The sequence below is a fragment of the Sphingomonas molluscorum genome, assembly GCF_039522995.1.
Classification (GTDB): domain Bacteria; phylum Pseudomonadota; class Alphaproteobacteria; order Sphingomonadales; family Sphingomonadaceae; genus Sphingomonas; species Sphingomonas molluscorum.
On record NZ_BAAAEL010000020.1, the window covers coordinates 1 to 10,614 of the forward strand.

The 10,614-nt window shown below is 64.7% G+C and carries 10 protein-coding genes and 1 other annotated feature; of the genes, 3 read left to right on the top strand and 7 right to left on the bottom strand.

Annotated features, from left to right (window positions below):
* From ABDZ92_RS16675 to ABDZ92_RS16695, 5 genes are all read right to left on the bottom strand, one after another.
* Positions 1-963 (bottom strand): SulP family inorganic anion transporter (locus ABDZ92_RS16675; protein WP_343764066.1); only part of this gene is annotated, 963 nt, incomplete at its 3' end.
* Between the two features lie 66 nt (positions 964-1,029).
* Positions 1,030-2,307: a class I SAM-dependent methyltransferase gene (locus tag ABDZ92_RS16680; RefSeq protein ID WP_343764069.1), complete on the bottom strand. Its 1,278-nt coding sequence runs from the start codon at positions 2,305-2,307 to the stop codon at positions 1,030-1,032.
* A gap of 143 nt (positions 2,308-2,450) precedes the next feature.
* Positions 2,451-2,507 (bottom strand) — a sequence feature (sul1 is cis-regulatory element that is thought to sense ions involved in sulfur or methionine metabolism; They are found in Alphaproteobacteria).
* A gap of 71 nt (positions 2,508-2,578) precedes the next feature.
* Positions 2,579-2,905 (bottom strand): hypothetical protein, encoded by a 327-nt coding sequence (locus tag ABDZ92_RS16685; RefSeq protein WP_343764072.1) that lies wholly within the window; start codon positions 2,903-2,905, stop codon positions 2,579-2,581.
* A 173-nt stretch (positions 2,906-3,078) separates the two neighbouring features.
* Complete coding sequence (locus ABDZ92_RS16690; protein WP_343764075.1) at positions 3,079-3,732, bottom strand: hypothetical protein; 654 nt, start codon at positions 3,730-3,732, stop codon at positions 3,079-3,081.
* Positions 3,729-4,664, bottom strand: coding sequence for an ArdC family protein (locus ABDZ92_RS16695; protein ID WP_343764078.1), 936 nt, complete (start codon positions 4,662-4,664; stop codon positions 3,729-3,731). Before ABDZ92_RS16695 ends, ABDZ92_RS16690 begins: the two co-directional genes overlap by 4 nt.
* Positions 4,665-5,261: 597 nt before the next feature.
* Here ABDZ92_RS16695 and ABDZ92_RS16700 point away from each other — a divergent pair.
* From ABDZ92_RS16700 to ABDZ92_RS16710, 3 genes are all read left to right on the top strand, one after another.
* Positions 5,262-5,747, top strand: coding sequence for a helix-turn-helix domain-containing protein (locus tag ABDZ92_RS16700; protein WP_343764081.1), 486 nt, complete (start codon positions 5,262-5,264; stop codon positions 5,745-5,747).
* Positions 5,744-6,202 (top strand): type II toxin-antitoxin system PemK/MazF family toxin, encoded by a 459-nt coding sequence (locus ABDZ92_RS16705; RefSeq protein ID WP_343764084.1) that lies wholly within the window; start codon positions 5,744-5,746, stop codon positions 6,200-6,202. The genes ABDZ92_RS16700 and ABDZ92_RS16705 overlap by 4 nt, the downstream gene beginning before the upstream one ends.
* Positions 6,203-6,452: 250 nt before the next feature.
* Entirely contained in the window at positions 6,453-9,443 is a 2,991-nt protein-coding gene (locus ABDZ92_RS16710) for a TrlF family AAA-like ATPase (protein ID WP_343764087.1), read from the top strand.
* A 44-nt stretch (positions 9,444-9,487) separates the two neighbouring features.
* Here the strand turns inward: ABDZ92_RS16710 and ABDZ92_RS16715 are convergent, their stop codons facing one another.
* Both ABDZ92_RS16715 and ABDZ92_RS16720 read right to left on the bottom strand, forming a co-directional pair.
* A complete protein-coding gene (locus ABDZ92_RS16715) occupies positions 9,488-9,733 on the bottom strand; it encodes a hypothetical protein (RefSeq protein WP_343764090.1) in 246 nt (81 codons plus the stop codon).
* 234 nt (positions 9,734-9,967) lie between these two features.
* Entirely contained in the window at positions 9,968-10,567 is a 600-nt protein-coding gene (locus ABDZ92_RS16720) for a thermonuclease family protein (protein ID WP_343764093.1), read from the bottom strand.
* Between the last annotated feature and the right edge of the window lie 47 nt (positions 10,568-10,614).

A 10,614-nucleotide genomic window follows, 5' to 3' on the forward strand; every position in this document is an offset into this window, starting at 1 on the left:
GCTCGCCATTGGGATACGGCTGACCAGCGGCCCCAACACGACGATGAGGAACAGGAGGAAGGCGCCGGAGACGAAGGTCGACAGGCGCGTGCGCCCGCCCGACTTCACGTTGATGACCGACTGGCCGATCATCGCGCAGCCGCCCATGCCGCCGAGGAAGCCGGTCAAAAGATTGGCGATGCCCTGGCCCTTGCACTCGCGCCGCTTGCTCGACGTGGTGTCGGTGAGGTCGTCGACGATCTGCGCGGTCATCATCGATTCGAGCAGACCGACCGCGGCCATCGTCACCGAATAGGGCAGGATGATCGTCAGCGTCTCCAGCGTCAGTGGGATCTGCGGAATGGCGATCCACGGTAGCGCGGAGGGCAGCTTGCCCATGTCGCCGACCGTGTTGACGTCGATGCCGGCGAAGATGGTGATGCAGGTCAGCACCACAATCGCGACCAGCGGCGAGGGGATGGCGGTGGTCAGGCGCGGGAAGATGTAGATGATGGCGAGGCCGCCCAGCACCAGCGCGTAGGTGATGACGGGCACATGGGTGAGCTGCGGCAATTGCGCGATGAAGATCAGGATCGCGAGCGCGTTGACGAAGCCGGTGATGACCGATCGCGACACATATTGCATCAAGAGGTCGAGCCGGAGGAAGCCGGCGACGATCTGGATCACGCCCATCAGGATCGTGGCGGCGAACAGATATTCGACGCCGTGGGTGCGGATCAGCGGCAGGACGAGGACCGCGATTGCGGCGGTCGCGCCGGAGATCATCGCGGGTCGCCCGCCGACGAAGGCGGCAATCACCGCGATCGAGAAGGAGGCGTAGAGGCCGACGGCAGGATCGACGCCGGCGATGATCGCGAACCCGATCGCCTCGGGAATGAGGGCGAGCGCCACAACGATGCCCGCGAGGACGTCTCCTTTGGGGTTGGACAGCCATTCTCTTCGGATGGATTGGATGGTTGGCATGAAAGTCCCTGTTGGTTGGCTTGGCAGTTGGGGCGACGCGGGGCAGGGGGGTGCCCGCGCCGCCCGTCAGGCAGCAGCTGCGACGGTGTCGGCTGCGGCCCGATCGTTGTCGGTGATGTAGTCCCGGGTCAGCGGCACGACGTCGACGCGCCGGGCGAGCTGAATCTGGAAGTTCATATGCCCCTGATGGCGGAACGCGCTCTCGCTCGCGGCGAGATAGAAGTCCCACATGCGGCAGAAGCGCTCGTCGTAGAGCTGGGCGATCTGATCGCGGTGCGCGTGGAAGCGGCGCTGCCATTCCAGCAACGTCTCGGCATAATGGAGGCGAAGGATCTCGATATCGGTGACCCAGAGGCCAGCACGCTCTATTGCCGGCAGCACCTCGGAGAGCGCCGGGATATAGCCGCCGGGGAAGATGTATTTCTCGATCCAGGGGTTTGTGATGTCGGGGCCGTCCTTACGGCCGATCGAGTGGATCACCGCCACGCCGTCGTCGGTCAGCAGCTCGGCGACCTTGCGGAAGAAGGCATCGTAATTTGGCACGCCGACATGCTCGAACATGCCGACCGAGACGATGCGGTCGAACCGGCCCTCGACGTCGCGATAGTCGGTCAGCTCGAAGCGCGCGTTGCTCATGGTGGCGCGTTTGCGAGCGACGTCGAGCTGCTCGACGGAGAGGGTGACGCCAAGGACCGAGACGCGCTCGGCCGCGGCAACCTCCAGCGCCATCCCGCCCCATCCGCACCCGATGTCCAGCACGCGCTGGCCCGGCTCGAGGAGCAGCTTGGAGATGAGATGCCGCTTCTTGGCCCGCTGCGCGTCCTCCAGCGTCATTCCGGGGTCGGCGTAGTAGGCACAGCTATATTGGAGATCGCGGTCGAGGAAGAGCCGGTAGAGCTCGTTCGATAGGTCGTAATGATGCTCGACGTTGCGCCGCGCCCGCAGGCGCGCATTGGCTTGCTGAAAGCGGCGCTTGAGCCGCAGCGCGACGTTGCTCATGTTCGACTGCGACAGCGCGAGCGCGGCCTGGTTGCGGAACAGGAGCGCGAAAAACTCGGCGAGCGTGCCGCGCATCAGCACCAGCGTGCCATCGACGAAGGCCTCGCCAAGCGCGAGATCGGGATTGGCGGCGATCCGGCGGGCTGCGCCGGGTGTCAGGCCGATGACGACCTCCGGACCGGTGCCGTCGCCGAAGTGGCGCAGTTCGTGGGAAGTCCCGTCGACGAACGCGAGATTGCCTTGGGTCAGAATGCGGTCGAGCAGCAGCGACAGCGCGCGGCCGGGGTGGACATAGGTGGAGTTCAGGCGTGCTTCCTGGTCGGATTGCACCGAGCAGAGTGTCATTGGCGATACCCTCGGGCTGAGCGGGCACGCGGCGCTCCGCACAGCACAAGGCTGCATCGGCCGAGTGTCAGCGATCAGATGGACGGAATTGACGAACCCAAGGGGCGGCGACCGTATCGGTCAGCAAGCGGCGGGGTTTGTCAGGTTATCCCGGGGATAGGCGCCGGGCCGAGCCACCTGTTACGCAGAACAGGTCCGGCGGATAATCGCGCGCTTATGCCGCATTGCAGCGATTCGCAAGTGAAAAGATGCTGAATCACTTGCAAATGCTTTATGCAGTCGCTGCGTGCTCACTAGCGGACCATATTGCCCGCAGAATGGCGAGTGGGACGGTCGGGGCTGTCTCGGCGATTGCAGGACCAGCGCCTGTCAGCGTCGCGACAGGAAGTATCCCGAGCGCATCGAAGCCGACATGCAGGACGGCATTTGGAAAAAGGCGGTCGGCAAGGCCGCGGGCGGCTTCGATCGACGAGGAATAGTCGCGCAGATCGACGCGAAGTGCCTTGGCGACCATCTGATCGGTGGTGCCGCTCGCGCCGCGAGCCTGCCAGATACTCTCGCGAACGCGATCGATATCGATATAGGCTGTGGCAATCATAAGCGCTCCTGGCTGCGATAGAGATCGGCGAGCGGAGCGCGGCAAGCAGCGAGACGAGAGCCGTAGTGCTAAGATAGGAAATCACTCGACAATTGCAAAGGCCGCTGGCCTGCGGCGACAGCGATTGTCGGATGATAACGCGGCGGGTTCATGAGCGTCGTTGCTGCTTAATATTATGGGCAGAAGGGGATCGGGACCAACAGCGCGTCGTCGATCGGCTCGACGTCGCGCAGCTCCACCATCGGCGTCTTCTCGACGCGCTCCGCGCCAATTGGATCGAGATAGACATAGATATGGTCGGCAAAGACGGGACTGCACAAGCGCCACACGACGCCCCGACGTCCGACGCGGCGCTCAAAGCGGCCATCGTAGGACGCGGACGATCCGGCGATGCGGACGCGCTGCCCGACGCGCAGCCAGTTCGCGGCCGAGCGGATCAGCGCCGCCTTTTCGTCCTCGCTCAAGCCGGGTCGGCCAATACCGAACGTCGCGCCCGGGTCGCGCGCGATCCGCGCCAGCTTTTCCTCAACCGGCTCGGGTTTCCAGTCGATGACTGGCCCGGGCGCGGCCTTGTGCATGTGCGTCACCGGCTTTCCGCCGAACAGGTCGGGTTGCACCCCGACGAGACGACGGTTGAACATCGCCTTGTGATAGTCGCGCCGCCATTGCGCCTCCGGGGTCAGCGGCTTTGCGGTCGGGCCGTCGCGCATGATCGCGATTAGCTCGTTAAACTCCTCCTCGCTCACGGTGGCGATGCTCGGGTCATAGACCAGTCGCGCCGCCACGCCCCGGCCCTCGTCAGGGCCGGGATCGCTGGGAGCGGTCACGCCGCCTCCTCCAGCTCGATCGCCGTCTCGACGGCCATGCGGGTCAGCAGCCAATCGGAAGCATCCTGCGCGAGCCGTGCGGCCGTAAAGATGCATCGCTTGTCGTTGCGCAGGGCTTGAAGCCAATTCGCCAGATAGGCGGCATGGTCTTCGCGGTCGTGGAGCTTGATGCCGATTGTCGCGCTGACGAACGCGGCCCCAAGCTCGGCAACCAGTTCCTCGCGGGCGTAGTCCTCGCGCTTTGTGGAAATCAGGGAGGGACGGGCAAGGCGGTCGACGTGTCCCGTCGCGTGGCAAAGCTCGTGCGCTAGGGTCGAATAATAGTCATCGCTGGTGTGGAAGTCGGCAAACTGCGGCATGACGACATGATCGCCGCTCGGCTGATAATAGGGCTGCGAACCGAAGTGTTTGAGGGTGACGGGCACGCGGCCAAAGAGCGCGTCCAGTTCGGCGTCCCGCTCGTCAGGATTGGTCGCGGTGATGATCGGCGCGGGGGCCGGATATCTCGCCTCGATGCCGTCGATCTGCGCGGCATTGAAGACGGTGTAACGCTTGAGGAACGCCACCTGACGCTTGCCGTCCTCGCCCCGCTCTCCGCCCCCCTGTCCCTTGCTGTCGGCGTCCACCTCGATCTTGTTGGCATAGACGACGGTTGAGCCCTTCTCGCCCTTCCTGACGCAACCGCCGAGCGCGAGCGCCTGCTTGAAGGTCAGCCAATGCGGGGAGGCATAGCCCTTCGTCATGGCGGCGACCCAAAGGGTCAGGACGTTGATGCCGCGATAGGGAACGCCCGTCGAGCGCAGCGGGATAGTGGGCGCGGTGCTGCCGTTCCACGATTTCGACCAAGGCCGGGTGCCCGCCTCGATCATGGCAATCATCTGATCGGTGATCTCCTGATAGATGTCGGCCCGGTTGTCGGTGATCCGTCCCATGATCTTTTCCTTTCCTTTGAGGCTGAAGGCCGGTCGCAACAGCAACCGGCTCTGCCTTTCCGGCGAGGAACGGGATGGGGAGGGAGGGCGAGAATCTACCGCTGGTGCGGGCGAGCCGCCCTAGCGTGGTCGACGCCGTGCAGGGCGTCGGGTGCCACGCTTGGCGGATTACACGGGCGGTCGATTGTCGTTCGGGAACGAAAGGGCAGCCGCCCTTTGTGTTCCCCGCGCCAGCGGGCCTCCGGGGGAGGGCTGCGGCGCCCACAAGCTGCGTCGCGCTGACAGCGCGGCCATAGGTGTGCCACGTGGCACACCACGGCGGACCGATCGTTTGAGTTCAGGGTGAAAGGGGAGGGGGAGGCCGTGGGGGCGCCCGCTGGGTGTGTCCTCGGTTCTTACGCCAGGAGTGTTCCCTGAGCGGTTCCTATATGGGGATGTCCTATGCTTTGTAGGCCCTTGGCGGCTCCCAGGAGGGTGGCAATGAGGGCCGGGGAGGGGGTGGCTCCAGCGCCTTCCCGGGCGGCAGTGGGGGCGCCCCATCAAACTTGAATCCCCTTCGCGCGGGGGACATATCCGCTGCCAGAAAGGAATACCGACATGGCTGCGAAAAAGCAAAAGGAGAGCAGCGCCGATCTGCGAACGAACGAGAAGAAGTGGACCAAACCGCTGATGGATGCGGGATGGACCGCGTTGCCGAGCGTCATTATCGAGAACCAGCGTCAACTGATGCTGTCGCCGCTCGACCTCAACATCATCGTGTATCTGGCGAGCAAGTGGTGGACGGCGGAAGGCAAGCCTTTCCCGTCGAAGACGACGATGGCGAAGGCGATGGATGTGCATCCGCGCACGATCCAGAAGCACATCGCCGCGCTGGAAGGGGCGGGCTATCTCCGGCGCGAGGAACGGCGGACCGATACCGGCAGCCGGACCAACATTTATCATCTCGACGGACTGATCCAGGCCGCGGCGCCGTTCGCGATCGAGAAGCTAGCTGAGATCAAGGACAAGGCCGAGTTGGCGCAGCGCCGGCAGAATCGGCGCGGCGCGCCGAAGCTGCGGATCGTTCAGGATGACGACGAATGAACGCGCACGTCCAGGACCCGCCGCCCAAGGTAGCGCCGCGGGTCACGGCGGCACCCGCGATCCGTCAGCTTTATTGGTGTGACTTTCCGCAGGACGCGCAGCTTCCGGAGTTCTGGAAGCGGCGCCCCGTCGTCATCGTGTCGTTCAAGAACACGCTGCATGGAGCGGTGACGGTCGTCCCCTGTTCGACCGCTGCGCAGCCCGGCAACAAGTGGGCGTTCCCCCTTCAGACGACGATCGACGGGCGTGCGGCGTTTGCGATCTGCGACAAGCTGACAACGGTCGCGGTCAGCCGGCTCATTCCCGATAAGGGCGGCATCATACGGATGCCGGTCGGGGAGTTCGACGACATGCTGCGATTGGTGCTGGCGTGGCTTCCCGTGCCCTCGACACCGCCTGCGCTGCCGCAGGGGGCGCCACCCTTGGCACCCGGTCCGGGTGCCGCTGGTGGTTGAAGCCTTTCAGATTTTAGTTGAATCGTAGGATATCGGTTTCTACATGGGGAGCACGCGCGGCCTCCCCCTTGTGGGAGTGTCCGTTTCCCGCGAGGGAACTAAACGGTCGGGGCCGCCTCACAAGGGCGGCCCTTGGCTTATCTGGTCATCGCTGACAAATTGCGCTGAAGGCTCGTCTTTCTGGCGGGTGTGACTGCATCTACGTTCCCGTTCGTCGGCGCCGCGTAGAGCGTGGGGCGGGGCGGAAAGCATGACCAGACAGCTTACCAGAGGATCGGTGTGGAATCGGTGGGACCCGCATATCCACACGCCCGGCACGATCCTGTCGGATCATTACCCTGCTGCTGACGGGTGGGAGCAATTCCTGAACCGCATCGAGACGTCCGAACCACGGGTGCGCGCGCTCGGCATCACCGATTATTTCAGCACGGCCACCTACGAACAGGCGTGCGCGCACAAGGCGGCAGGGCGGCTGCGCGACGTCGATCTGATCTTCCCGAATGTCGAGCTGCGACTCGGTGTCGGCACCGACAAGGGGTCGCCGGTCAACATCCATCTTCTCGTCTCGCCTGACGACAAGGATCATCTGGCGCGCTTGCACGGGTTCCTCTCGGATTTAAGGTTTGAGGCCAAGGGTGAACGCTATCGCTGCACGCCAGCGGACATTATGCGTTTGGGCCGCGCCCATGACGCCGATGCGGCCAGCGATGAGCGTGCGCTGGAGGTTGGCACCAATCAGTTCAAGGTCGACCTTGCCAATCTCCGGGAGGCGATGAAGGCGAGCGACTGGGCGCGCGCCAACATTCTGATCGCCGTCGCGGCCAGCAGCAAGGACGGCACCGCTGGCCTTCAAGGCGATGCCTCGCTCGAGCGTCTGCGCCGTGAAATCGAGCGTGCGTCGCACATCATCTTTTCGGGCAGACCGGCAGATCGCCAGTTCTGGCTCGGCCAGGGGCCGGTGACGCGCGACATGCTTGTGTCCGAATATGGCGGCATCAAGCCGTGTCTGCACGGCAGCGACGCGCATCGGCCCGAAAAGGTCGCGGCGCCGACACAGGATCGACGGTGCTGGCTCAAAGGACGTGTGACGTTCGAGACGCTGCGACAGGCGTGCCTCGAACCCGAGATGCGGGTGTTCGTCGGGACGGCCGCACCACCAGCGGCGCAGCCGTCACAGGTGATGACCGACGTGGAAGTCAGCGGCGCGCCGTTCATGCTCGACGCAAAGGTGCCGCTCAATCCCGGCCTGATCGGGATCATCGGCGCGCGCGGATCGGGCAAGACTGCCCTGGCCGATCTGATCGCGGCGGCGGGCGCGGCCTTGATGGTCAAGGGCAACAAGCTGTCGTTTGTATATCGCGCCCGCGAGCATCTGGCAGGCGCGCGCGTGGATTTGAGCTGGGATGACGGCACGGGCTGCGGTGAGACAATCGCCAATCTCATGGAGATGGAAAGCGAGAGCGACGATCCGCAGGTGCGCTATCTCTCACAGCAGTTCGTCGATCGCCTGTGCTCCGCTGAGGGCCTGACCGACGAGCTGTTGGTCGAGATCCAGCGCGTCATCTTCCTCGCGCATCCCACCGAGGAGCGGCTTGGCGCAACCGACTTCGTGCAGCTCCTTAATCTGCGCGCCGAAAGCGCGCGCACGGCGCGCGGCCAGGCAGAAGGCGAGCTGAGCGACCTGTCGGCGGAGTTCGTCACTGAACGCGAGAAGGAAGCGAGCGTCGGGCCGCTGCGCGGCAAGCTGACCGCGCTGACCGGTGCCATCACGAAGGCGCAGTCCGATCGAACGAAGCTGGTCGGCAAGAGCGGTGGCGATCAGGCCCGGCTCGACAGCTACAGCGTCATCGCCGGGGTGTTGCAGCAGCGCCGATCGGAGCATGAACAGCTTGAACGACGTCGCAATGCGCTCGATACGCTCGCGCGCGAAGTCGCGTTGGCGCGGTCGCGGACGTTTCCCGACATGCTCCGGCAGATGCGCCAGCGTCATCAGGACGCGCAATTGCCCGACGCACTGTGGTCGCGCTTCGCCCTGCAATTCACCGGCGACGTTGATGGCGCGATCGCAAGCGAACGCGCTGCCGTCACGGCGGCGCTGGCGACGCTCGCCGGCACACCCATCGTAACTCCCGTCGGGGCAGCGCCCCCCGCAACGTCCTACCTCCCGCAAGGTGCCCAGCCCGCCTCGTTATCGATCGCAGTCCTGGCGGCGGAAGCGCGGCGGCTAGAGGCGCTGATCGGGGTCGATCGCGAGGCTGCGAAGGCTTTGGCGACGCTGAACAGCAAGATCGCAGCCGATGAGGCGCAGGCGGCGAGCTTGCGCCGCCAGATCGAGGCGGCCGAACAGGCACCAGCGCGTCTCGTCGCGATCCGGGGTGAGCGGCGCGACGCCTATACGCGCGTGTTCGATGCACTGGTCGCTGAGCAAGCGGAACTGACCAGCCTCTATGCGCCGCTCGCAAGCCGGATCGAGGCGGAAAGCGGTTCGGCGCGAATGCTGTCGTTCGATGTTCGGCGGCGGGTCGACATTAGCGCCTGGGCGCGGAAGGGCGAGACGCTGCTCGATCTTCGCTATGGCTCGACGCTAAAGAAGGGTTCGCTCGCCGAGATCGCTACGGCATCGCTTGCGCCCGCATGGGCGTCGGGTAGCGCCGAACAGGCGTCGGCCGCGCTCCAGCAATTTCGCGAGACCTACGACGCTGCGATCGTCGAGTGCTGTCCCTATGACAAAAACGATCCGGCGGAAGCGGCGAAGCTGCGGCAATGGGCCGGCGATATTTCCGCCTGGCTCTACGGCACCAGCCATATCCAGATCGCCTATGGCATCCAGTATGACGGCACCGACGTCGAGCGCCTGTCGCCGGGCACGCGCGGCATCGTTCTTCTGTTGCTGTATCTGGCGATCGACACCGACGACAACCGCCCGCTCGTCATCGATCAGCCGGAAGAAAACCTCGATCCGCGCTCAATCTTCGTCGAGTTGGTCGAGCGCTTCCGGTCGGCCAAGCAGCGCCGCCAGATCGTCATCGTGACGCACAACGCCAACCTCATCGTCAACACCGATGCCGATCAGGTGATCGTGGCGACGTGCGGCCCGCACCGTCCCGGTCGGCTCCCAGAGATCAGCTACCTTTCGGGGGGCCTGGAAGACCCCGCCATTCGCGAGAGCGTGTGTAGCATCCTCGAAGGTGGCGAAGAGGCATTCCGCGAGCGCGCGAAGCGACTGCGCGTTGCTTTGTAATCGCGGGTGGAAGGTGTGCCACGTGGCACACCCCACGCGGCCCCCTAGATCCATTGTCCCTGAAGGATCGCGCCGAACTCGATGGCGAGGCTGACGGCGCCGGCGACCAGCGCGGCGAGCGCGAACAGCGCGAGCCGCGCCGGGATGCCGGGACGCGAGCTGCCGGTGATGGCGATGGCGGTCCCGATCGCGAGCGCGAGGATCAGCGCCGGCCCCAGCTCGTAGAGGACCAGGCCGGGGAGGCGGTTGGGAAGCAGGTAGGGGAAATTGCGTATGACACGACCGGCCAAGACGGCGCCGGTGACAAGGGATAGCGCTATGCCCCAACGGCCGATCAGGACGGCGGCGGGAGAACCGCGCTCAAGCATTGGAGCGGTTTCCCGCACAAGCTACGCCCGCCCGCGAGGGCGGCCCGTTGTGGCCTAGTCTGATCGTCACCCGGTAGGGCGGAAACCCGGCGACGGGGTTCCGCGGAGCGGCGCGTAGCGCCGCGGAGTAGAGCACGGGCCGGAGGCAGGCCCCGCTTACTGCTTGATCGTCCCTACGTTGCATCCCTGCGGCACCTGTGCCCTGCGAACAGCAAGTTGACGCATCGCCTCATAGTCGACGCCCCAAAGTCCTGCCCTTCTCGCTGCGGCCTCCTGCATCAAATCGACATAGGCCCCGCCTGAAAACACCCGGTAATCGACAGCATAGCCCTGAGCGACCATCGTAGCGCCGACACTCGCCTTATTCGCGGGAAAGCGACATGCCAGATTTAGGCGACCATAACTCTTCGGATCGGTCCGGCACTGGTTCTCCCGACGAAGCGCGTAATCGAACATCGACACGGAGCAATCCAACCCACCGTCTCGCGCCGCCAACCCCCGTAACACATTTGTCGACATGGCTTTGAGCTGCGGCAAATCATCGTCCGGCGCATCGATCCCGACGACACGCACCCGTCCGCTGGCAAAATCGACGGTATCTCCATCGATGATCCTCGGTGTCGTCGACGAAATCCTCGTCTTCGAGACCTCGATCAACGACTGCTTGTTCTGTGAAATTGCGTAGCTCGCGACGATCAGGAACGTCGCGCCCATTGTCCATCGCTGGAACCGCGTCGCTCCCGGAAACAGCTTCATAGCGAACGGATCTCGCGCAAGAGGTCGTTCCAATCGCCAGCATGGGG

Coding starts and splice junctions, on each gene's coding strand:
- ABDZ92_RS16705 (WP_343764084.1), top strand. CDS start 5,744: ATGAACGCGCACGTCCAGGACCCGCCGCCCAAGGTAGCGCCGCGGGTC.
- ABDZ92_RS16720 (WP_343764093.1), bottom strand. CDS start 10,567: ATGAAGCTGTTTCCGGGAGCGACGCGGTTCCAGCGATGGACAATGGGC.
- ABDZ92_RS16680 (WP_343764069.1), bottom strand. CDS start 2,307: ATGACACTCTGCTCGGTGCAATCCGACCAGGAAGCACGCCTGAACTCC.
- ABDZ92_RS16695 (WP_343764078.1), bottom strand. CDS start 4,664: ATGGGACGGATCACCGACAACCGGGCCGACATCTATCAGGAGATCACC.
- ABDZ92_RS16685 (WP_343764072.1), bottom strand. CDS start 2,905: ATGATTGCCACAGCCTATATCGATATCGATCGCGTTCGCGAGAGTATC.
- ABDZ92_RS16700 (WP_343764081.1), top strand. CDS start 5,262: ATGGCTGCGAAAAAGCAAAAGGAGAGCAGCGCCGATCTGCGAACGAAC.
- ABDZ92_RS16710 (WP_343764087.1), top strand. CDS start 6,453: ATGACCAGACAGCTTACCAGAGGATCGGTGTGGAATCGGTGGGACCCG.